This window comes from Streptomyces sp. NPDC047706 (genome assembly GCF_043204795.1).
Taxonomy (GTDB): Bacteria; Actinomycetota; Actinomycetes; order Streptomycetales; family Streptomycetaceae; genus Streptomyces.
This window is the reverse complement of record NZ_JBIDCW010000009.1, coordinates 69,265-92,322: the sequence shown is the minus strand read 5'-3', so window position 1 is coordinate 92,322 and position 23,058 is coordinate 69,265. Positions and strand designations below refer to the sequence as shown.

12 protein-coding genes and 1 pseudogene are annotated in these 23,058 nt (G+C 71.6%); 11 read left to right on the top strand and 2 right to left on the bottom strand.

The annotated features are described in order from the left end of the window. Positions 1 to 93 precede the first annotated feature (93 nt). The 9 genes and pseudogenes from ACGF8A_RS13230 (at position 94) to sbnA (ending at position 16,792) form a co-directional block, all read left to right on the top strand. Positions 94 to 3,468 (top strand): pyruvate carboxylase, encoded by a 3,375-nt coding sequence (locus ACGF8A_RS13230; protein WP_393107368.1) that lies wholly within the window; start codon positions 94 to 96, stop codon positions 3,466 to 3,468. A gap of 174 nt (positions 3,469 to 3,642) precedes the next feature. Further along, positions 3,643 to 4,687: pseudogene (locus ACGF8A_RS13225) on the top strand (HSP90 family protein); the annotation flags it as partial. Between the two features lie 2 nt (positions 4,688 to 4,689). Further along, positions 4,690 to 6,312 (top strand): hypothetical protein, encoded by a 1,623-nt coding sequence (locus ACGF8A_RS13220; protein ID WP_393107366.1) that lies wholly within the window; start codon positions 4,690 to 4,692, stop codon positions 6,310 to 6,312. After that, positions 6,299 to 8,113: an ABC transporter ATP-binding protein gene (locus ACGF8A_RS13215; RefSeq protein WP_393107364.1), complete on the top strand. Its 1,815-nt coding sequence runs from the start codon at positions 6,299 to 6,301 to the stop codon at positions 8,111 to 8,113. The genes ACGF8A_RS13220 and ACGF8A_RS13215 overlap by 14 nt, the downstream gene beginning before the upstream one ends. A 159-nt stretch (positions 8,114 to 8,272) precedes the next feature. Further along, a complete protein-coding gene (locus tag ACGF8A_RS13210; protein WP_393107362.1) occupies positions 8,273 to 10,798 on the top strand; it encodes a Pls/PosA family non-ribosomal peptide synthetase in 2,526 nt (841 codons plus the stop codon). Further along, complete coding sequence (locus ACGF8A_RS13205) at positions 10,798 to 13,626, top strand: amino acid adenylation domain-containing protein (protein ID WP_393107360.1); 2,829 nt, start codon at positions 10,798 to 10,800, stop codon at positions 13,624 to 13,626. The genes ACGF8A_RS13210 and ACGF8A_RS13205 overlap by 1 nt, the downstream gene beginning before the upstream one ends. A gap of 26 nt (positions 13,627 to 13,652) precedes the next feature. Beyond that, complete coding sequence (locus ACGF8A_RS13200) at positions 13,653 to 14,690, top strand: TauD/TfdA family dioxygenase (RefSeq protein ID WP_393107358.1); 1,038 nt, start codon at positions 13,653 to 13,655, stop codon at positions 14,688 to 14,690. Next, positions 14,687 to 15,757 (top strand): 2,3-diaminopropionate biosynthesis protein SbnB, encoded by a 1,071-nt coding sequence (gene sbnB / locus ACGF8A_RS13195; protein ID WP_393107356.1) that lies wholly within the window; start codon positions 14,687 to 14,689, stop codon positions 15,755 to 15,757. The genes ACGF8A_RS13200 and sbnB overlap by 4 nt, the downstream gene beginning before the upstream one ends. A 36-nt stretch (positions 15,758 to 15,793) precedes the next feature. Next, positions 15,794 to 16,792: a 2,3-diaminopropionate biosynthesis protein SbnA gene (sbnA, locus tag ACGF8A_RS13190; protein ID WP_393107354.1), complete on the top strand. Its 999-nt coding sequence runs from the start codon at positions 15,794 to 15,796 to the stop codon at positions 16,790 to 16,792. 54 nt (positions 16,793 to 16,846) lie between these two features. Here sbnA and ACGF8A_RS13185 read toward each other — a convergent pair whose 3' ends face one another. Continuing rightward, positions 16,847 to 17,590 (bottom strand): anti-sigma factor domain-containing protein, encoded by a 744-nt coding sequence (locus ACGF8A_RS13185; RefSeq protein WP_393107352.1) that lies wholly within the window; start codon positions 17,588 to 17,590, stop codon positions 16,847 to 16,849. Next, positions 17,574 to 18,197 (bottom strand): ECF RNA polymerase sigma factor SigK, encoded by a 624-nt coding sequence (gene sigK, locus ACGF8A_RS13180; RefSeq protein ID WP_393107350.1) that lies wholly within the window; start codon positions 18,195 to 18,197, stop codon positions 17,574 to 17,576. The genes ACGF8A_RS13185 and sigK overlap by 17 nt, the downstream gene beginning before the upstream one ends. 816 nt (positions 18,198 to 19,013) lie before the next feature. Here sigK and ACGF8A_RS13175 point away from each other — a divergent pair. Both ACGF8A_RS13175 and ACGF8A_RS13170 read left to right on the top strand, forming a co-directional pair. Further along, positions 19,014 to 20,054 carry a hypothetical protein gene (locus tag ACGF8A_RS13175; protein ID WP_393107348.1) on the top strand — a complete coding sequence of 347 codons (1,041 nt, stop codon included), beginning with the start codon at positions 19,014 to 19,016 and terminating at the stop codon, positions 20,052 to 20,054. A gap of 1,075 nt (positions 20,055 to 21,129) precedes the next feature. Beyond that, positions 21,130 to 23,058 (top strand): maleylacetate reductase and hydroxyquinol 1,2-dioxygenase domain-containing protein, encoded by a 1,929-nt coding sequence (locus ACGF8A_RS13170; protein WP_393107346.1) that lies wholly within the window; start codon positions 21,130 to 21,132, stop codon positions 23,056 to 23,058.

The window sequence follows — 23,058 nt, the reverse complement described above, 5'->3', positions numbered from 1 at the left end:
TACGGATCCGCGAGTGGCCCGGCTCACATGGCGTGACACCGGCGTCGCCGACACCATGGGTGATCCGTCACCGGCAGGCTGAAGGGATCGAGAATGTTCCGCAAGGTGCTGGTAGCCAACCGCGGTGAGATCGCCATTCGTGCGTTCCGCGCGGGCTACGAGCTGGGCGCACGTACCGTCGCCGTGTTCCCGCACGAGGACCGCAACTCCCTGCACCGGCTCAAGGCCGACGAGGCCTACGAGATCGGGCAGCCCGGCCACCCGGTGCGGGCGTATCTGTCCGTGGAGGAGATCGTCCGCGCCGCGCGCCGTGCGGGAGCGGACGCCGTCTACCCGGGTTACGGATTCCTCTCCGAGAACCCGGACCTGGCCAGGGCGTGCGAGGAAGCGGGCATCACCTTCGTCGGACCGAGCGCGGAGATCCTGGAGCTCACCGGGAACAAGGCGCGCGCGGTGGCCGCCGCGCGGGAGGCGGGGGTGCCGGTGCTCGGCTCCTCGGAGCCGTCGAACGACGTGGACACGCTCGTCCGCGCCGCCGAGGACGTCGGGTTCCCCGTGTTCGTCAAGGCGGTCGCGGGCGGCGGCGGGCGCGGAATGCGCCGCGTCGAGGACCCCGCCCAGCTGCGCGAGGCCATCGAGGCGGCGTCCCGCGAGGCGGCGTCCGCGTTCGGCGACGCCACGGTCTTCCTGGAGAAGGCCGTCGTGCAGCCCCGGCACATCGAGGTGCAGATCCTCGCCGACGGCCAGGGCAACGTCATCCACCTGTTCGAGCGGGACTGTTCGGTGCAGCGCCGCCACCAGAAGGTGATCGAGCTGGCGCCCGCACCCAACCTCGACCCGGAGCTGCGCGACCGCATCTGCGCCGACGCCGTGCGTTTCGCCCGCCAGATCGGCTACCGCAACGCCGGCACCGTGGAGTTCCTCCTCGACCGCGACGGCAACCACGTCTTCATCGAGATGAACCCGCGCATCCAGGTCGAGCACACGGTGACGGAAGAGGTGACCGACGTCGACCTGGTGCAGGCGCAGCTGCGCATCGCCGCCGGCGAGACGCTCACCGACCTCGGCCTCGCGCAGGAGACCGTCACGCTGCGCGGTGCCGCGTTGCAGTGCCGGATCACCACCGAGGACCCGGCCAACGGATTCCGCCCGGACACCGGCCAGATCAGCGCCTACCGCTCGCCGGGCGGCTCGGGCATCCGCCTGGACGGCGGCACCACGCACGCGGGTACGGAGATCAGTGCGCACTTCGACTCCATGCTGGTCAAACTCACCTGCCGGGGACGGGACTTCAGCACCGCCGTGGGGCGGGCCCGGCGTGCCGTGGCCGAGTTCCGCATCCGCGGCGTGGCCACCAACATCCCCTTCCTCCAGGCCGTGCTGGACGACCCGGACTTCCGGGCCGGCCGGGTCACCACCTCGTTCATCGAGCAGCGCCCGCACCTGCTGACCGCCCGCCACTCCGCCGACCGTGGCACGAAGCTGCTCACCTACCTCGCCGACGTCACGGTCAACAAGCCGCACGGTGAACGGCCCGACCTCGTCGATCCGTTGACCAAGGTGCCCGCGCTCCCTGCCGGTGAGCCGCCGGCCGGGTCCCGGCAGCGGCTCGCCGAACTCGGCCCGGAGGGCTTCGCCCGCTGGCTGCGCGCGTCACCGACCCTCGGCGTCACCGACACCACGTTCCGCGACGCCCACCAGTCGCTGCTCGCCACCCGGGTGCGCACCAAGGACATGCTCGCCGTCGCCCCGGTGGTCGCGCGCACCCTGCCCCAGTTGCTGTCCCTGGAGTGCTGGGGCGGCGCCACCTACGACGTCGCCCTGCGCTTCCTCGCCGAGGACCCCTGGGAGCGCCTGGCGGCGCTGCGGGAGGCCGCGCCGAACATCTGCCTCCAGATGCTGCTGCGCGGCCGCAACACCGTGGGCTACACGCCGTATCCCACGGAGGTGACCGACGCGTTCGTGCAGGAGGCGGCGGACACCGGCATCGACATCTTCCGCATCTTCGACGCCCTCAACGACGTCGCCCAGATGCGGCCCGCCATCGACGCCGTACGCGAGACCGGCACGGCCGTCGCGGAGGTGGCCCTGTGCTACACCTCCGACCTGTCCGACCCGTCCGAGCGCCTGTACACCCTGGACTACTACCTGCGCCTGGCCGAGCAGATCGTCGAGGCGGGCGCCCACGTGCTGGCCGTCAAGGACATGGCCGGACTGCTGCGGGCACCGGCCGCGGCGACGCTGGTGTCCGCCCTGCGCAGGGAGTTCGACCTGCCCGTCCACATCCACACCCACGACACCGCAGGCGGCCAGCTCGCCACCTACCTCGCCGCCGTCCAGGCCGGCGCGGACGCGGTGGACGGGGCGGTGGCGTCCATGGCCGGTACGACCTCCCAGCCGTCGCTGTCCGCGATCGTGGCGGCGACCGACCACTCCGAGCGGCCCACGGGCCTGGACCTCCAGGCCGTCGGCGACCTCGAGCCGTACTGGGAGAGCGTCCGCAAGGTGTACGCCCCCTTCGAGGCGGGGCTCGCCTCACCGACCGGTCGCGTCTACGACCACGAGATTCCCGGCGGGCAGCTGTCGAACCTGCGTACCCAGGCGGTCGCGCTGGGGCTCGGCGACCGTTTCGAGGAGATCGAGGCGATGTACGCCGCCGCCGACCGGATGCTCGGCCGCCTGGTGAAGGTGACCCCGTCGTCCAAGGTGGTCGGCGACCTGGCGCTGCACCTGGTGGGTGCCGGCGTGGCCCCGAGGGACTTCGAGGCTGAGCCGGACAGGTTCGACATCCCCGACTCCGTCATCGGCTTCCTTCGCGGCGAGCTGGGCACTCCGCCCGGCGGCTGGCCCGAGCCGTTCCGCAGCAAGGCGCTGCGGGGCCGGGCCGAGGCCAAGCCCGTGCAGGAACTGAACGCCGACGACCGTGAGGGGCTCGCGAAGGACCGGCGGGCGACGCTCAACCGCCTGCTGTTCCCGGGACCCACGCGCGAGTTCGAGACGCACCGCGACTCGTTCGGCGACACCAGCGTGCTGGACAGCAAGGCCTTCTTCTACGGGCTGCGCCCGGGCAAGGAGTACGCGGTCGATCTCGAGCGCGGTGTGCGGCTGCTGATCGAGTTGCAGGCCGTCGGCGACGCGGACGAGCGCGGCATGCGCACCGTCATGTCCTCCCTGAACGGCCAGTTGCGGCCGATCCAGGTACGCGACAGGGCGGCCGCCTCGGACGTTCCGGCCACGGAGAAGGCCGACCGGACCAACCCCGGTCATGTCGCGGCGCCGTTCGCCGGCGTGGTCACCCTGACGGTCGCCGAGGGGGACGAGGTCGCGGCCGGTGCCACGGTGGCCACCATCGAGGCGATGAAGATGGAGGCGTCGATCACGGCCGCCAGGTCCGGCAGGGTGTCGCGACTGGCCATCAACCCCATCCAGCAGGTCGAGGGCGGCGATCTGCTCGTCGAGCTCGCCTGACCCGGCTGCCCGGCACGCCGTCGCATGCCGACGCGCCCCGCGCACGAGGGTTCGTGCGCGGGGCGTCGCGGTTCCGGTTCGCCGATGCCGCTCCGCACGTCGTGGAGGGTGTGGCAGGGGAGGGCGCCCGGCGGCGGTCGCGCATGGCGTCGTCGAACGCTGGGCCGAGTAACGGGCATCGCCTGCGTGCTGCCCGAGGCGGTGCCGGCCGGGCGCCGCCACGGCCATCGCGTGCACGTCAAGGGCATGCTGCTGTCCGAGCAGGCCGAGGAGATCCTGCCCGAGTGGGCGTTCTTCGTCCGCTGTGTCACCGACGCCGAGAGCCTGCGCCCGACGGCGTCCCGCGAGTCCTGTACGAGGACGACACCCTCGCCGCCGTCCGCGACGCCCTCGCCGAGCGGCTGCGCGCATGGATCGCGCGGGCCGCCGCCAGCGACCCGGACCTGCTGGCCCGCTTCCTCCAGGCACACCACCTGGCCGTGAAGTCGCTCGCGGTGCACGACGACGAGATCCTGCGCATGCTGCTGCCCTGGCTGCCGTTCGAGACCACCGACGGGCACACCACTCTCGACGAGTTCGCGCGCACCCACCGCACCGTGCTGGTGACGTCGAGCGTGGAGGAGTTCCGGCAGGTCGCGGCGATCGCCTCGGCCGCCGGACTCGGCGTCGTCAACGGCGGCTACACCTACGACCGCGAACTGGTCCACCGGCTGCCCGAGATCAGGCCCGAGGCCACCGTGGCCGACCTCGACCCGGCGACCCTCACCGCCCATCTCGACGCGGTGGACCGGGAGACGGAACTGGCCGCCGCGGCCTACCTGGCCCTGGCCCGCGACGCCCTCGCCGTCTTCGACTGCGACGTGGCGCTGCGCACCTTCCAGCCCGCCTCCGCCCCCGCCCTCCTCGTCGACAGCCGCGAGGCCCGGCACGAGCGCACCCGCTCCCAGCTCGCCCGTGAGCAGGAGGGGGCCTGTGGGGCGACATCCTCGGCGCCCTGCGCCAGGAGGCACCGAGGGCCCAGCTGATCCTCAACCAGCTGAACCCGCTGGTCCGCACCGCGGTCGCCATCGACGAGCCGGAACTGGCCCGCACCAGCGTCGAAGCCCTCTACGGGCAGGCCGCGATGCTGTCCCGGCGCCCGCTCAGGCCCGCCGAGTCGAGCCTCATCAACCGCTCCTTCCTCGACCTTCTCGCCCACGCCCTGCGCAAGGACAGCTGACGATGCCTACCGCACCCCAGACCACCGACGAGCTGTACCAGGCGCTCAAGGAGAACGACCGGCGCCCCTACGGCCGCACCCGCACCGTCACCGCGGAGGAACTGGTCGAGGCCGCCGAGCAGTTCGGCGAGCCCGTCGCGCTCGTCCACGCGCTCCTCGAACTCCAGGAGGCGTACACGTACGGCTCCGAGCCCCGTAAGTCGCCCGTCGTCTTCGCCCGCGTGCTCGCCCTCTTCGACGAGCAGCCCGACGTCTTCGACGAGCGGATGCGCCACACGCTGTTCTGGCGGTTCAAGTGGGTGGCCAACGCCCTGCGCGCGCTGCCCGAGATGCCGCTGGCCAGCCTGCGCCAGTGGCTGACGGAGATGCGCGACCGGTACGAGAAGGCAGGCCTCGGCCTCCAGCCGTACTACGGACAGGCGTACCAGCTCGCCGCCCACGTCGGTGAGGACACCACGCTCGCCTACGAGTTGTGGGCGGCCCGTACCCGCACCCGGCTCAGCGACTGCGAGGCCTGCGAGATCTGCGAGCGCGCCCTGTACCACCTCGCTGCGGGCGACGACGAGCGGGCGCTCGGCGTCTGGGAGGGCCTGCGCCTGGCCGCCGACTGGCCGGCGGACGCGGTCGACACCGCCCGCCTCCACGGCGACCTGGCCGAGGCGTGCATGCACCTGGGTCGCCACGACGAGGCGCTGCGGCACCTGACCCGCTCCGCGGAGCAGGACCTTCGCCGCGGCGGCCGGCTGGACGCGTTCTGCGCCTACAGCAACGCGGCCCAGCTCACTCTCGACCTCGGTCGCGTCGAGGACTGCATCGCGCTGCTCGACTCCCTGCTGGCCGAACCCGACGTCGCCGCCGGGGAGCTGGACGACCGGCTCGTCGCCCAACTGCGCCTGACGCGCGCCCGAGCGCTGCACGCGGGGGAGGACCTCAAGGCCGCCACGGCGGAGTTCGTCGCGCTCGCGGCCGAGTCGGCCGCCTGGGACGACGACCCGGGGAGCCACTCGATGATCGCCGCGGAGACCGCCGTACTCCTCGGCGAGTCCGGTGAGTTCGGCCGGGCCCGCCAGGCGGCGGACCAGGCACTCGCCGCCCACGCGAAGGCTCCGCGCTACGAGCAGCTGAGCAACTGCCTGCGCGAACTCGCGCGCCTCCAGGCCCAGCGACAGGGGCAGGCCGGCCTGGCCGACGCCCGCACCTACCTCGCCGACGCCGGCCGGATCGCCGACGAGGCCCGGGGCTATGGCACTGCCGGCAGGTCCGCATGTGGTGCTCGTGGTCGGCGCGCGCCTGCTGCAGGGCATCACCTGAAGTTGACATCGATGTCCTCGGAGTCGACGAAGGAAGGGTGGCGGCTGAACGAGCGCCTGTACGACCGGGCGTCGCGCCGGGGGGAAGAGTTGATCATGTTACTCGGGGTAGTGGGAAGCTGGGTTCCCGCTCCTGCCGAACGTTCCTCACGCGCCGCCCGCTGCCGGAAAACACTTGGACACGGCGGTCGCACGCGCGGCACACTGCGTACTCGAATCATTGCTCCACGTAATCATCGCGGTCGTCCCCCTGCCCCTCGGTGGCGCGCGGCGGGCTGCCGCAGGACCTCACAGGGGTGGAATGGATACGCCTGAACCACGCAGGGTTCTGCCGGGCAAACGCTCGGTGCTTCTCGCGCTGCGCTACTACGGAAGGGAGTTGGCCCGTCTACGGTGGCTGACCGTGCCGGCGATGCTGCTGTCGGCCTTGGGCAACATCGGGATCAACTACGTCGCGCCGCTGATCGTCGCCAAGCTCGTCGGCGACATCGCGGGGGACCCGGACGTCACCGTCGCCTCGGCGCTGCCGTACGTCCTGGGCTTCACCGGGGTGCTCCTGCTCGCGGAGACGCTGTGGCGCGTCGCTCTGCACTGCATGAACCGCCTCGACGCCCTGGGCATCGAGCACCTGTACGTGATCGGGATGGACGAGTTGTTCGCCAAGGACGCCGCGTTCTTCCACGACAACTTCGCGGGGTCGCTGACCAAACGGGTCGTGAGCTTCGCCGCCCGCTTCGAGCAGTTCGTCGACACGCTCACATTCCAGGTCGTGGGCAGTTTCGTGCCGCTGGCATTCGGGGCGGTGGTGCTGTGGCGCTACGAACCGCTACTCGTCGTAGGGCTCCTGGCGATGATCGCGCTGACGGCGTTCTGCGTGGTGCCGCTCATCCGGCGCCGCCAGGCGCTCGTCGACCAGCGCGAGGAGGCGATCGCCCGGGTGTCGGGGCATGTCTCCGACAGCCTGATGAACATGGACACGGTGCGGGCGTTCGCCGCCGAGGAGCGCGAGGCCGCCGAGCACCGCTCACGGGTGGCCGCGTCGCGGCGCCTCACGCTGCGGTCGTGGGACTACGGCAATCTGCGCATCGACACCCTGGTCGCGCCGATGTCGGTGCTGACCGGCGCGCTCGGCCTGCTGCTCGCGGTCACGCTCGGTGGTGGCGCGCACGGCGTGGAGGCGATCGTGGTCGCGTTCACCTACTACACCAACGCGACGCGGATCATGTTCGAGTTCAACCAGATCTACCGGCGGCTGGAGAGCTCGATGACAGAGGCCGCGCAGTTCACCGAACTGCTGCTGACGCCGCCGACCGTGCTCGATCCGCCGATGCCGCAACCCCTGCTGCGTGGCGCCGCCGGCATCCGCTTCGAGCAGGTCACCTTCGCCCACGCCGGGGGCCGGCCGCTGTTCGAGGGGCTCGATCTGGACGTACCCGCCGGGACGAGGGTCGGACTGGTGGGCCGGTCCGGTGGCGGCAAGACCACGCTGACCCGGCTGCTGCTGCGGATGACCGACATCGACGCCGGACGGATCCTGATCGGCGGGCAGGACATCAGCAGGGTGCGCCAGGCCGACCTGCGCGGACTGATCGCCTATGTGCCGCAGGACCCTGCCATGTTCCACCGCACGCTGCGGGAGAACATCGCCTTCGCCCGGCCCGGCGCGAGTGACGCCGAGGTCCGCCGCGCGGCCGAGGCGGCGCACGTCACGGCGTTCGCCGACGCCCTGCCCGACGGCTTCGACACCATGGTGGGCGAGCGCGGGATCAAGCTGTCCGGCGGTCAGCGTCAGCGGGTGGCCCTCGCCCGGGCGATCCTGCGTGACGCGCCGATCCTGTTGCTGGACGAGGCGACAAGCGCTCTGGACTCGGAGAGTGAGATGCTGGTCCAGGAGGCGCTGTGGCGGCTCATGGAGGGCCGCACCGCGCTTGTCGTGGCGCACCGGCTGAGCACGGTCGCCGGGATGGACCGGCTCGTCGTCATCGACCAGGGACGGGTCGTCGAACAGGGCGCGCACGACGAACTGCTCACCTTGGACGGCACCTATGCGAAGCTCTGGCGGCGCCAGTCGGGAGGCTTCCTCGACGACAGTCCCGCGCGTGCCGAGGTGCCCTGACGGCGAACAGTGCGCGACGTCGCTCGCAAACGTGTCATTTGCTGAGACAAGCTCCCAAAGTCCAAGAAATTCGGCGACGGTCTCATACCTCCCCATCCCGGCGACGAATACCTGGCAGCACAGCAGGACGTCCGATCCGCAGCACCCAGGGGAGTCCACATGACGGGAGAGCAGATCGAGGTGATGGACACCGGCCACGCGCCCGCCACCCAGCGACGCGAAGGGCTGGTTCCCGGCACGGAGGAGACGCTGGCCCGGTTGCTCGCGGATGTCGCCCACGTGGACGAGGTGCCCCTCGACTGTCACTTCTTCAACGACCTGGGCGCCGACTCCCTGATCATGGCGCACTTCTGTGCCCAGGTCCGGAAGCGGCCGGACCTGCCGTCGGTGTCGATGCGCGACATCTACCGGCATCCGACCATCAGAGGCCTGGCGGCGTCGCTCGCGGAGGCCGCGGCGGCGGCGCCCCAGGCGCGCGAGGTGTCCGCCCGGCCCGAAGTGCCGGCGCAGCCACCGGCGGCTCCGAAGGGCCGGCCCCGCTACGTCCTGTGCGGCGTGCTGCAACTGCTCAGTTTCCTCGGCTACGCAGTCCTCCTCGCCTTCGCCACCGCGCGCGGCTACGACTGGATCTCCGCAGCCCCCGGCCTGCTCGGTGCCTATCTGCGGTCCGTCGTGTTCGGCGGCGCGCTCCTGCTGATCACATGCTCCCTGCCCGTGATCGCCAAGTGGCTGCTCGTCGGCCGGTGGAAACCCCAGAGGTTTCGCGTGTGGAGCCTCGCCTACGTCCGCTTCTGGCTGGTCAAGGCGCTCATCCGGTCGAGCCCCATGGTCATGTTCGTCGGCTCACCCATCATCCCGCTCTATCTCAGGGCGCTCGGCGCGCGCATCGGACGGGGAGTGACCATCCTTTCGCGCAGTGTGCCCGTCTGCACCGACCTGCTGGCGATCGGCGACGGCGCGGTCGTCCGCAAGGACGTACTGCTCAGTTGCTACCGCGCCCACGACGGGGTGATCGAGACCGGCCCGGTCACCCTGGGCCGGAACGCGGTCGTCAGCGAGGCGACCGTGCTGGACATCGGCACCTCACTCGGCGACGCCTCCCAGCTCGGGCACGCGTCCAGCCTGCACACCGGCCAGGCGGTCCCCGACGGCGAGCACTGGCACGGCTCTCCGGGGCAGCGCACGGACGCCGACTTCCAGCCGGTGCCGCCCGCCCGGTGCGGCACCGCACGCCGAGCGGCAAGCGGATTCCTCGTGCTGCTCACGGCGCTGCTGGTGATCGTGCCGCTGGCGGTGGGCTGTCTGGACGTGCTGCTCTCCCGGCTCCTGGCGGGATCCTCGTTGCTGGGGCAGGAGTCGGCTCCGTCAGGCTGGGTGTTCTACGGAGACGCGCTGCTGATCACGGCCGTCCTCTTCTTCGGCTCCGCGCTGCTCTCTGTCGCCTTCGTGGGCACCGTTCCCCGGCTGCTCAGCAGGTTCGTCACCGTGGGCCGCACGTACCCCCTCTACGGATTCCACCACGGCCTGCACCGGGCGATCACCCTGATCACCAACCGGCTGTTCCTCACCCGTCTGTTCGGTGACAGCGCAGCCGTCGTGCACTACCTGCGCTGGCTCGGATACGACCTCTCCCAGGTGCAGCAGACCGGATCGAACTTCGGCACCCGGGTCAAGCACGAGAGCCCCTTCGTCAGCACGGTGGGCAGCGGCACCATGGTCGCGGACGGTCTCTCCCTGATGAACGCCGAGTACTCCAGCACCTCCTTCCGCTTGTCGCACACCGCGATCGGAGCACACAACTTCCTCGGCAACCGCATCGTCTACCCGCCCGGCGGCAGGACCGGCGACAACTGCCTCCTGGCGACCAAGGTGATGATCCCCGTCGACGGGCCGGTCCGGCACGACGTGGGCCTTCTCGGTTCACCGTGCTTCGAGATCCCGCGGACGGTGCTGCGGGACACCGCCTTCGCCGAACTCAGGCAGGGGCACGGCCTGCGCGACCGCCTCGCCGCCAAGAACCGGCACAACGCCGTGACCATGCTGTGCTACCTGTTCGCCGGGTGGCTGTACTTCTTCTGCGTCACGGTGCTCTACGCCGGCGCGGCAGGCTTCTACACCCAGTGGGGCACGGCGGCGATCGCCGCGGCCAACGCGGTGGCGCTGCCGTTCACCCTGCTGTACTTCGTTCTGGTCGAGCGAACCGTCACGATGCTGCATCCCCCGGAGCCCCTGTTCTGTTCGATCTACGACTCCCGCTTCTGGCGCCGTGAGCGGTACTGGAAGGTCCCGTCCGAGACATATGTGCAGGTCCTCAACGGCACCCCGTTCAAGAGCGTCGTCTGGCGGCTGCTGGGCGTCCGCATCGGTGCCCGGGTCTTCGACGACGGCTGCAACCTGACCGAGCGCCCCATGGTCACGATCGGGGACGGCTGCACCCTCAACGCGGGAAGCCTGGTGCAGTGCCACTCGCAGGAGGACGGCACGTTCAAGTCGGACCGCAGCGTCATCGGCGCCGGCTGCACCCTCGGCGTCGGAGCGTTCATGCACTACGGCGTGACCATCGGCGACGGGGCCACGCTGGCCGCGGACGCCTTCCTGATGAAGGGCGAGACGGTCCCCGACGGCGCCCGCTGGGCGGGGAATCCGGCCCGCCCGGCACCCCATGAGGGCGGAGGTGACGTGTGATGGCAACGGCAACGGCCGAGACCCACGCACCGGTCGAGGGCGGCTTCACCACCGTGCCGCGATGGGTGCGCTCCCCGGTTCCCGGCACGGCGGAGCACACCACGCCGCTGCCCGGCACAGTGGCGGCTGACCTGCACCGGCGGGCCGGCGAGCTCGGCGTGCCGCTCACCACGCTCATCCTCGCCGCACATGCCAAGGTGCTCGCACTGCTCTCCGGCGACCCGCACGTCCGCACCGGATACCTGCCACCGGACGGCAGCGGGCCGTCGACCCTGGACCTGACGGTCGGCCCGGGACCCTGGAGTCGGCTGGTGTCGGAGGTGAGGCGGTCGGAGACCAGGGCATCCTCACCCGGCGACACCCTGCCTCGCGCGCCCGGGGCCGAGGTCGTGTTCGACGCGACAGGCGACGACACCGCCGTCCCCGCGGCGGGCGTCGTGCTCGCCGTCAGCGCGGGGACGACGGAGAAGGACGGCGGACACCTGCTGCGACTGCGTTACCGCACCGACGTGATGGACGCGGACTGCGCCGCCCGGACCGGCGGATACCACCTCGCCGCTCTCGAACAGATCGCCGCCGATCCGCAAGCCCCGCACGACCGGCGCTGCCTGCTGTCCGAGGACGAGATCCGCCTCCAGCTCGACGGACTCGCCGGGCCGCACCGCGAGCTGCCGGACCGCCGCTTCCACGAACTGTTCGCGGAACGCGTCCACAGGCATCCGGACGCCGTGGCGGTCGTCCACCGCGACCAGGCGTGGACCTACCGGGAACTCGACGTCCGGGCCAACCGGGTCGCACGTGCCCTCCTCGCGGACGGCCTGCGCCCCGAGGACGTCGTCGCCGTCGTGACCGAACGCGACCTGAACTGGGCGGCCGCCGTACTCGCCGTGTTCAAGGCGGGCGGCGCGTATCTGCCCGTCGACCCGCACTACCCGCCGGCCCGCATGACCACCATGCTCACCCGCGCCGACTGCGCCCAGGTGCTCACCGAACCGGACAGCACCGCGAACCTGGACCGGGCCCTCGCCTCTCTCCCGCGTACCCGGAAGCTGCTCGTGCCGGACCTCACCGACCAGGCCGGCGACGCCACCGCTCCCGCTGTCGCGGTGCCGGCCGGCCGGCTCGCGTATGTGTTCTTCACCTCCGGGTCCACCGGCGAGCCCAAGGGCGCCATGTGCGAGCACGCGGGCATGCTCAACCACCTCTACGCCAAGATCGACGACCTGGGCATCGACGAGAACGCCGTCGTGGCGCAGACCGCGTCCCAGTGCTTCGACATCTCCCTGTGGCAACTGCTGGCCGCCCTGCTCGCCGGCGGGCGGACCCTGCTGGTCGAACAGGAGGCGATCCTCGACGCCGACCGGTTCCTGGACACGATCGTCGAAGGCCGGGTCAGCGTCCTGCAGGTCGTGCCCTCGTACCTCGACGTCCTGCAGACCACGCTCGAACGCAGCCGCCGCGACCTGCCGGACCTGCGCTGTGTCTCGGTCACCGGCGAGGCGCTCAGGAGCGAACTCGTCCAGCGGTGGTTCACCACCGGCCCCGGCGTCCGCCTGGTCAACGCCTACGGCCTGACCGAGACGTCCGACGACACCAACCACGAGGTGATGGACCGGGCACCCACCGACCGGGTGCCGCTCGGCCGCCCCGTGAACAACGTGCGCGTCTACGTCGTGGACGACGACCTCGTGCCGGTTCCGCTCGGTGCCCCCGGCGCCATCGTCTTCTCCGGGATCTGCGTCGGCCGCGGCTACGTCAACGACCCCGAGCGCACCCGGCACTCCTACCTGCCCGACCCCTACCACCCGGGCCAGCGCCTCTACCGCGGCGGCGACTTCGGCCGCTGGCTGCCCGACGGCAAGCTGGAGTTCCTCGGCCGCCGGGACGCACAGGTGAAGGTGCGCGGCTTCCGTATCGAGATCGGCGAGATCGAGAACACGCTGCTGCGCGTGCCCGGCGTCCGCGACGGCGCGGTCGTGGTGACCGGCCCGGAACAGAGCCGGCAACTGACCGCCTTCTGCTCCGGCGGGAGCTCGCTGAGCGCGCAGTACCTGCGCGAGCGGCTCGGTGAGGCACTGCCCGAGTACATGGTCCCGGCGTCCTTCCACCAACTGGAGACACTGCCGCTCACCGCGAACGGCAAGACCGACAAGAAGGCGCTGGCCTCGCTCGCCGAGGAACTCACCACCACCGAGGACGTCCGCCGGCCTCCTGGGACACCGACCGAACGGCGGCTCGCGGCGGCGTGGGCGGCGGTACTCGGCACGGCCCCCGACACGATCGGCCAGGGCGACAACTTCTTCGACCTCGGCGGCACCTCGCTGGCAGCCGTACGGCTCGCCGTCCTGCTGGACCGCGTGGTTTCCCCGCGCGACCTCAAAGGCCACCCGGTACTGGCCGACCTGGCCGCTGTGATCGACACCCGGACCGGCGCGGGAGAAGAGACCCTGCGGCCCCTGCTGGTCCCGGACGGCCCCCCGCACACGGCTCTGATCTGCTTCCCCGAAAACCCCGGCACCGCAGAGCCGGAGACGGATCTCAGGCTCCTGGCCGAAGCCCTGAGGCAGCACGGCGACGGCCTCGCGGTCCACGTGGCCGCGCGGCAGGACCCGGCACGCGTCGCCTCCGAGATCGGCCGACTGACCGTGACACGCCTGCTGTTGTGGGGAAACGGAGCCGGCGCCACTGCGGCCGGCGAGACCGCGCGCACCCTGCGGCAGCAGGGGGCGGCCGCAGGCGGCGTACCGCTGTGCCTGCTGCGCGCCGAGTCCTGGGACGAGGTGGCCGAAGCCGTGCTCCGTGCCACCGCGCCACCGCCCGAACCCTGAGGCAACGCATCGCGAGGAGAGGCCCCATGCTCTCTGGACTGTTCCGCAAGCACACGGCACCCGCCGCGCCGGCGACGCACACCGTGGCCGACCCGCCACCAACTCCGCGAACCCCGCCGCTCATCGAGGCACCGGGCGTCTCGGACGCCCCTGCCTGGGCGGCCGAACAGCGCGAGGCGCTGCGCGACGTCGTCACCGACCACGGCGCCGTCACGATCCGCGGCCTCGGACTGCGCACACCGGCCGACGTCGAGTCGGTCCTGCGCGCACTGACGGATCGTCCCGCGACCGAGCGGGAGGCGTTCGCCGCGCGCGAACTCCACGCGGAGGGCGTCTACTCGTCCTCGGCCTGGCCGCCCAACCAGCCCATGTGCATGCACCACGAGCTGAGCTACGCGACGCAGTGCCCCGCCGTGATGCTGTTCGCCTGCCTCCAGCCGCCCGACGAGGGCGGCGCCACCGCCGTGGCCGACGCGACCGCCGTGCTGCGGGCACTGCCCGCCGAACTGGCCGACCGCTTCGCGCGGGAGGGCTGGCTGCTCACCCGCAGCTACAACGACGAGATCGGCGCCACGCTGACCCAGTCGTTCGGCACGGAGGACCGCGACGCAGTCGAGGCGTACTGCCGCGCGCACGCGATCGACTGGTCCTGGCAACCCGACGGGTCGCTGCGCACCCGCCAGCACCGCAACGCCGTGGTACGCCACCCCGTCTCCGGCCTGCCGTGCTGGTTCAACCAGATCGCGTTCCTCAACGAGTGGACCATGGCACCGGAAGTGCGGGAGTTCCTCGTCGAGGAGTACGGACCGGACGGCCTGCCGTTCAACACCCGCTACGGCAACGGCGATCCCCTCTCCCAGGACGTGGTCGAACAGATCAACCAGGCGTACCAGGCACACACCGTACGCCGGCCCTGGCAGGCCGGGGACCTGATGATCGTCGACAACATCCGCACCGCCCACAGCCGGGAGGCGTACGAGGGACCGCGGGAGGTGGTGGTGGCGATGGCCGATCCCGTGCGTGCCGACCACCTCGCACCGGTGAACAGGAGGGCAGCCGCGTGACCGACACCAGCCGTTTCCCCGACGAGGGCCCGCGCACCGGCCCTCCGCCCGTTCCCCCCTTCGCCGTCATCTCCGGCAAACAGGTCAAGGACGTGCTCCGGGGCCGCGAGAAGGCTGTGGTGGAGGTGGTCGAGGAGACCTACCGTCAGCACGGCGCCGGACGCTCGGTCAACCCGCCGTCCTCCTTCCTGCGCTTCCCCGACCGGCCGGCTTCGCGGATCATCGCGCTTCCCGCCTCCCTCGGCGGCGAGACGCGGGTGGACGGCCTGAAGTGGATCTCCAGCTTCCCCACCAACGTGGCATGGGGCATTCCCCGGGCTTCGGCCGTGCTCATCCTCAACGACCACGCCACCGGCTACCCCTTCGCCTGCGTGGAGAGCTCGATCATCAGCGCCGCGAGGACCGCCGCGTCCGCCGCGTCCGCCGCGGACTGGCTGAGCAGAGGGCGAGCGCGCCCCACCCGCGTGGGGTTCGTCGGTGCCGGTCTCATCGCCCGCTACATCCACACCTACCTGGAGGGCACCGGCTGGGCGTTCGACGCCGTCGCAGTGCACGACGTGTCCGCCGAGAGCGCGGCCGGCTTCCGGACCTACCTGGAGCAGTCCCAGGACATCGACCGCGTCACCGTGCACGGCAGCGCGGAGGACCTGATCCGCGGCAGCGACCTGGTCGTCTTCGCCACCGTCGCCGACAAGCCACACATCGGCGACCCGTCGTGGTTCCGCCACAACCCGGTGGTCCTGCACGTCTCGCTGCGCGACCTCGCACCGGAGGTGCTGCTCGGCGCCACCAACGTCGTCGACGACGTCGACCACTGCCTCAGGGCCTCCACCTCACCCCACCTCACCGAGAGCCTGACCGGGAACCGCGACTTCGTGCACGGCACGCTCGCCGACGTGATGGCCGGGCAGGTGACGATTCCGGCCGGACGGCCCGTGGTGTTCTCGCCGTTCGGCCTCGGCGTGCTGGACCTGGCGGTCGGCAAGTACGTCTACGACGAGGTGGCCCGCTCCGGCGAACTGCAGATCATCGACGACTTCTTCCACGAACTGAGCCGGCACGGCTGAGGCCGGACGCGCCCGGTCGGACACGAGGAGACCATCGTGCCAGTCATCACCGTTCCCCAGGAGTTCAACGAGGAGGACCTGTACGTCGACCTGGAGCCGATGTTCGGGCACCGGCTCTTCCTCAAGTGTGAGGGTTTCAACTTCGCCGGTTCCATCAAGCTGAAGGCCGCGACCGAGATGGTGGAGTCCGCCGAGCGGAGCGGGACCCTGACACAGGACTCCATCCTGGTGGAATCCTCCTCGGGCAACCTCGGAGTGGCGCTGAGCATGATCGCGGCGAGCAAGGGCTACCCCTTCATCTGTGTGACCGACTCCCGCTGCAACCTCCCCACCAGGCTGATGATGGAGGCCCTGGGCAGCCAGGTTCACGTCGTCTCCGAGGAGAAGGGCGCCGGCGGCCTCCTGGGCGCCAGGCTGGACTACCTGCGCGGCCTGTGCGCCAGCGACGACCGCTACGTGTGGCTGAGCCAGTACACCAACGCCGACAACTGGCGGGCCCACTACTTCAGGACGGCCCCCGCCATCGCCCACTCCTTCCCGCAGCTGGACGTCCTGTTCATCGGCGTCGGCACCACCGGGACCCTGATGGGCTGCGCCCGCTGGTTCCGCGGCTGGCACCGGCCGGTACGGATCGTCGCCGTGGACAGCGTCGGCTCCGCCATCTTCGGCGACCCGCCGGGCCGCCGGATGATCCCGGGCCTGGGCATGAGCATGCGGCCACCCCTGCTCGACGAGACCTACGTCGACGAGGCCGTTCGTGTAGTCGAGGCCGACACCGTGCGCACCTGCCGCAACCTGGCCAAGCGCGGCTTCCTGTTCGGCGGGTCCACCGGGACCGTCGTCAGCGGAGCGATGAGCTGGCTCGCCCGGCACGACACGGACGGCCTCACGCCGGTCGCGATCGCACCGGACCTCGGCGAGCGCTACCTCGACACCATCTACCAGACCAACTGGGTGCAGGCGCTCTACGGCGACGACGCCCTCGCCGCACCCGCCACCAGCGAGGCGAGCGCCGCGCGAGGCAGGGCGCCCTGACCCTTGCCGTCACGCGGGAGTTGCCGCCCATGGGGGCCGCTGTCAGGCGCGCTGTCAGGCGGGGACGCGGATGACGCCCAGAGGGTCGGAGGTGGGCCGCGGAGAGCCGCCGGTGGGTTCCACGGTGATGCCGACGCTGGTCGCCCCGGCGAGCGCGCCCTCCATGACGCATGTCTGGCTGCCGCCGGCGGCGGACATCTCTCCGGCGGACCAGATCCGCTCGCCCTCGGCGTACCAGAGTTCGTAGACCTGGTCGCCCGTGAGCGGCGGCAGGCCCGAGACGACGAACACGGCCTGGTCCCGAGAGCGGGACGCGATCACACTCGCCGTGCCGCCTCGCGCGAGGTCCCCGGTGGTGATCGTGACGTCCGGGGCGGCCAGGATCTCGGCGAGTTCCGTGGTTCCGGCACGGGCGTCGGCCACCTGACCACGAGCGGTGTCCGCCTCGGAGTGCTGCCACCAGGCGACGCCGCCGAGTGCCAACGCCGCCGCCACGGATACCGCGAGAGCCAGTACGAGAATCCGCTGCCGACGCCGATGACGCCGCGAGACGGCCTCGGCGGGACCGTCCTGCCGTACGGTGCCGATCTGCTCCAGGACCCGCCGGCGCACATCCGCGGACGGGGCGCGGCTCTCCGCCCCGGCCAGTTCGCCTACCGTCCAGGACAACTGATCGGCTTCACGCCGGCAGGAGTCGCAGCTCGCCAAGTGGTTCTCGAACGCTGCCTCCTCATCGGCCGGCAGGGCGTGCAGCACGAACGCGCCGATGTCGACATGCGGGTCATCGAGGCGGTTCACGAGCGGCCTCCAGACACTCATGCAGGCGCTGCAGACCCTGGCGCATCCGCGACTTGATGGTGCCTCTCGGGGTGGAGAGGGAATCGGCCACCTCTGCATACGTCAGCCCTTCGTAGTAGGCCAGTACCAGAGGCAACCGCAGCTGCTCGGCCAGCTGGGCTAGGCAGCGGAAGACCACTCGCTGTTCCTCGCGCTCCTCGACCTCTTCCACCACCGCGTCGAAGGGCCGCTCCTGCCTCAGGGCTCCGGCGCGCAACTCGCGAGCCCGGCCCGCGGCGACGGATCGCACCCTGTCCACCGCCCGGCGGTGCGCGAGAGTGAGCACCCAGTTCCGGGCGGCTCCGCGCTCCGGACGATAGCGGTCAGCCATACGCCACACCTCCACCATCACTTCCTGGGTCACCTCCTCCGCCTGGGCCTCGTCTCTCAGCACCCGGTACGCCAATCCCATCACCGGCTTCGCCAGGGCGTCGTAGACTCCGGTGAACGCCTCCTTGTCGCCGCCGGCTGTGCGCATGAGCAGTTCGTCGACCCGAGAGTCGTCCGAGGACCGCTTCGAGCGCGCCTGCGCGTCGCCCTGCGCTTCCTCTCCGGTTCCTCGATTCATCGGGCCTCTCCTCAGCTCTGCTCCAGACTGGCCCGTACGAGCGGAGAGCGCACTTGATCCAGAGCCGTCCGCCTGACAGGCGCCCTCCCAGAGGCTGACGGACGGGCCGTCGGCGGAGCAGGGGAGGTTCCCTTGACCAATGTTCGTAGCCGGCACCCCGAACGGACGAAGATCATTTGCAGGGTCTTCGGCGGGGCGGGCCCCGCGGCCGTCCTGCCGGCAGCGGCTCGGCGCAGCCGCCACAGACGGTCGGCGGTGCCGTTGTCCTCGAACCGCACCACCCGGGCGCTCTTGGCGGCGGCCATCCGGTCCACCCCGAGGACCCATCGCTTCCACGCCAATGTCCCCGTAGGGTGCGCGGGTTGTCCGGCGGAGAGGCGCTTCAGGGCGTGGCGTCCACAACGGTGAAGCCGCGGCAGCCGGAGGGTGCGGCACGGGCCGCGCCGGGCGGTTCGTCCCGTCGACCGCGAGGGCGCCGCCCGGCCCGTCTCGAGATCGCCGAGGACCTCCGGGGCATGGCGGCGGCCAGGCGAGGCTCCGGACGCGGTGCGGCACCATCGGGCGGTTGCGTACGGGCCGTTGGGCGCGGATGGCCTGGACGGGGAGCGGCCGACCTGAAGTAGACGCCGGAACTCGTCCGCCTGTGAACAGTGCCGTCCGCCTCGACCTCGACGCCACGCACGCGGCATGCCTGCCGGGCACGCCCAGGGGGCGAACAGCGCTGGGCGGGTCGCTCCTGGCGGCGCTGACCGCGCATTGATCCCCGTACTGGAACAAAATGGACGGAACATACGGCAAATCTGCGGAGGCGTGGCGATGCAGGGCAACGCCGAGAACGACGAGGGATCCGTCGAGGAGCATGACCGGTACGACGGCGAATCCGAGGACGAGGAGACCGACGAGTACGCCGGGTCCGAGCGGTACGACGAGGAGCCGGAGGCCTACGAAGAGGAGGAGGACGCGGCATCCGCCCAGCGGGTTGGCGTCGCCCCCGGGGCTGCAAGGGCGGTTGCGGACCCCGACGTCTTCCTCGATGTTCCCGTGCTGAAGGTCGACGAGGTCGACCTGGACGTCGACGACCTGCGAGCGCGGGTCTCGTTGCAGGCCGAGGTACTGGATCTGCTGAAGCTGAACGTGGGCGCCGACGTCACGCTCGGCCGGGTACACCTGGGCATCTCCGGCGTCGATGCCCAGGCCCAGCTCAGGGTGCGTCTCGACAACGTCGCAACGATCATCAACCGGGTGCTCACCACACTCGATCGCAACCCGGAGATCCTGCATGAGCTCGCGCGGGGGGCCAGGTCCGCGGTGCAGGACGTCGGCGGCGGGGCCCGCCAAGCCGTCGGTGAGCTCGGTTCGGGTGCCGGAAGAGCTGTCCGGGACGTCGGTTACGAGGCCGGAAGAGTTGTGCACGATGTCGGTCGAGGTGCCGGACGGGCTGTGCGGGACGTCGGTCAGGGCGCCGGGGGCGCCGTACGGGATGTGGGCCGTGGCGCCGGGCACGTGGTGGAGGACATCGGGGGCGAAGCCGGCCAGGTTGCCGGCGAGGTGGTGCAGGAGGCCGGCGACACCGCCGAGGCCGTTACCGAAAGGGTGGACGTCACCGAAGCGGCGGGGCGGACCGTGGTCGAGGGCGGCGAGGAACTCCCGGGCTCACCGGACACGCCATCGCGCACCACACGCAGCACCGCGTCGGCCGAACGGAGCGGGGCGCGCAGGCCCGCGGCCGGGAGCCGGGGCCGGACCGCCCGGAGCGAGGCCGGAACTCGCACGCGCCGAGTACGGGACGAGGAGGGGAAGCTGCCCCCACGGCCCAGCCGCCGCCGCACCGCCGAGGAGCGCCAGGAGCCGCCCTGAACGGCCGGTGCAGGAGAGGACGGCCCGCGGTGGGACATCTCCTTCGGGTCGACGGTCCGCGCCGGGCAGCTACGCTTCACGGAGGAGCCCCGGGCAGTCGTCCGCTTCTCCGGCACGGGCGAGCGGGAGTCGACGAGCCGCAGTGACCGTGCTCACCTCCCCGACAGGATCGTCCCTGGTCAGGAGTATCGCGACGTCACCGTTGCCTACTGCCTCGCGACCCGGCTCGGCGGAAGGCCGAAGAGGGGTCGGCCCGGCTCCGATGCCACGGACTCCTGACGAGGCCCAGCAGGGGAGCTGACTCGCCGCGCGCGACGCGCCGGGGCAAGACGTGGTGGCGGCACCAGGCCTGGCGGGGCGAAACCGCGCGACGCCGTGCGCTCCCCGTTGCCCGAGGTGAGGGCCTGGGCCGGCCGCAACGGCCTCGGCCCCCCCGCTCGGGGGAGAACCATCCCCGGCGCACGGGATCCGGCCCGCCCCATTCCGCGTGTGTACTGCGGGCGGTCAACGACACAGGAGGGATCCACGATGCGCATGCGCCCCTTGACGTGACGGCACCTGCTCCACGCGGCCGCGGCGCTCACCGCGGTCGCGGCGGGACCGAACGGTAAGAGCCAAGACGGGGACGCGAGGCGCGCACGACGAGGACATCGCGGAGCGACTGCGCACCCTGTCGGGGCTCAGGCTCCTGGAGGAGCGGCCAGGTGCCGAACCGGGTCCCGCCCTTGCATGCCGTTACGCCGCGTCGGCATGCCCACCCGCTGGGCCGCCGAGCCGGTGACAGCGCGCACGAGGTGGCTGGGGGAACGCCCTGTGCGGCACGTGGTCGGCTCCGGCGGCAGACGTGAGCACTCGACCGGCCACCTTCCTGCTGGGCTGCCGGCAAGCGCCTGACCGGCCGCCGCCCGGCACTCCGCAGGTCCGAACGCCCCACCGAGCGCCCCCAGGCCCCCACGCCCCCGCGTGTTTCGTGCAGTGGCACGCCCCGATCGTGCAGGAGTTGACCCGCGCGTAACCCGCACACTCGGTGGCCAGGCACATCGGCGACGAGGCCGACACATGGAGGCGATGGACCATGCGGACGTTCGTGCACACTTCTCATCCGGCGCGGGTGCTGTTCGGCTCCGGCACCGTCGGCGACCTCGCCGAGGAGGTGCGACGGCTCGGCGGTTCCCGGGTGCTGCTGCTGTCCAGCCCGCCGCTCGCGGAGGCCTCCGCGCGGGTCCGGGACGCCCTGGGCGGTCTGCTGGCGGCGGAGTTCGACGGTGCCGCCATGCACACCCCGACCGAGGTGACGCAAGCGGCGCTCGCCGTACTGAGGGAGGCGGACGCCGACTGCCTGGTGTCCGTGGGCGGGGGGTCCACCACGGGGCTGTCCAAGGCGCTCGCCGTGCGCACGGACCTGCCCCAGGTGGTCGTACCGACCACGTACGCGGGATCCGAGGTGACGCCCGTGCTCGGAGAGACGCGGGACGGACAGAAAATCACCCGGTCCTCGGCCGCGATCCTGCCCGAGACAGTTGTCTACGACGTTGACTTCACCCTCTCCCTGCCCCTGCCCATGTCGATCACCAGCGGTGTGAACGCCATGGCGCACGCCGTGGAGGCGCTGTACTCCGCCGACGCCGACCCGGTCACCGACCGCCGGGCCCTCGACGCGATCTCCCTCATCGGGCGGGCGCTGCCCCGGCTGGCCGCCGACCCCGCCGGCCGGGGGGCCCGGGCCGACCTGCTGCAGGCCGCGTGGCTCGCCGGTACCTGCCTGGCCACGGTGGGCATGGGCCTGCACCACAAGCTCTGCCACACCCTCGGCGGCAGCTTCGGCCTGCCGCACGCCGAGACACACACCGTGATCCTGCCGCACGCGATGGCGTACAACGCGCCCGCCGCCCCCGACGCCATGCGCCGTATCGCCGAGGCGCTGGACGTGCCCGACGCGCCGAGCGGCGTGTACGACCTGATCGCCACGCTCGGCGGGCCGACCTCGCTGAGCGGTCTGGGCATGCCCGAGACCGAGCTGGGCCGCGCGGCGGGGCTGGCCGTGGCGACGCCGTACCCGAACCCCCGGGAGCTGACCTCCCAGGGCATCGAGGCCCTGCTGGCCGACGCCTGGCACGGCCGCCGCCCCCGGACGGCCGCCGTCGCGGACTCCTCGCCGGCCCGGCTCACCGAGCAGGTGGTGGCGAGCTTCGCCGACGCGCCCGACGCCCGCGTCCGTACCCTTCTGACCGCCCTCGTACGGCACCTGCACTCCTACGTGGTGGAGCAGGACGTCACCGAAGCGGAATGGCAGTACGCGATCGACTTCCTCACCCGGACGGGGCAGGTGTGCAGCCCGACCCGGCAGGAGTTCGTGCTGCTCTCGGACGTGCTGGGCGTCTCCAGCGTCGTGGACCTGCTGACCAACTCCCGTACCCCGGACACGACCCCCTCCGCCGTCCTCGGCCCCTTCTACGTCGAGGGACCGCCCGAGACCGCGCAGGGCGACGACATCTCCGGCGGCCTGCCCGGCACTCCGCTGTGGGTGGACGTACGCGTCACCGACACGGCGGGCGCGCCGGTGAAGGACGCGGTCGTGGACGTATGGCAGTCCAACGAGGACGGCTTCTACGACGTCCAGCTGCCGGAGCTGGAGGGTCCCGTCCTGCGGGCCCGGCTGCGCAGCGACGCCGAGGGGCGGGTCACGTTCTGGTCGATCCTGCCCTCGGAGTACCCCATCCCGGAGGACGGCCCCGTTGGCCAGATGCTCGACGCGGTCGGCCGCCATCCCTACCGGGCGCCGCACCTGCACTTCATGATCGACGCGCCCGCCCACCGCCGGCTCGTCACGCAGCTGTTCGTGGCCGGCGGCTCCTACCTCGACAGCGACACCGTCTTCGGCGTGAAGGACCAGCTCATCGTCGACTTCGCCCCGCAGACCGGTCCCACCCCCGACGGCCGCGGCGTCGACGGGCCGTGGCGCCGTCTGGACCACTCCTTCCGCATCGCCCCCCTGACCGACTGA

Bases quoted from the DNA above. Each gene is read 5' to 3' on its own strand.
- ACGF8A_RS13200 (WP_393107358.1), top strand. From the start codon at position 13,653: ATGCTCTCTGGACTGTTCCGCAAGCACACGGCACCCGCCGCGCCGGCG.
- ACGF8A_RS13205 (WP_393107360.1), top strand. From the start codon at position 10,798: ATGGCAACGGCAACGGCCGAGACCCACGCACCGGTCGAGGGCGGCTTC.
- ACGF8A_RS13215 (WP_393107364.1), top strand. From the start codon at position 6,299: ATGGATACGCCTGAACCACGCAGGGTTCTGCCGGGCAAACGCTCGGTG.
- ACGF8A_RS13220 (WP_393107366.1), top strand. From the start codon at position 4,690: ATGCCTACCGCACCCCAGACCACCGACGAGCTGTACCAGGCGCTCAAG.
- ACGF8A_RS13210 (WP_393107362.1), top strand. From the start codon at position 8,273: ATGACGGGAGAGCAGATCGAGGTGATGGACACCGGCCACGCGCCCGCC.
- sigK (WP_393107350.1), bottom strand. From the start codon at position 18,197: ATGAATCGAGGAACCGGAGAGGAAGCGCAGGGCGACGCGCAGGCGCGC.
- ACGF8A_RS13170 (WP_393107346.1), top strand. From the start codon at position 21,130: ATGCGGACGTTCGTGCACACTTCTCATCCGGCGCGGGTGCTGTTCGGC.
- ACGF8A_RS13230 (WP_393107368.1), top strand. From the start codon at position 94: ATGTTCCGCAAGGTGCTGGTAGCCAACCGCGGTGAGATCGCCATTCGT.
- ACGF8A_RS13175 (WP_393107348.1), top strand. From the start codon at position 19,014: ATGCAGGGCAACGCCGAGAACGACGAGGGATCCGTCGAGGAGCATGAC.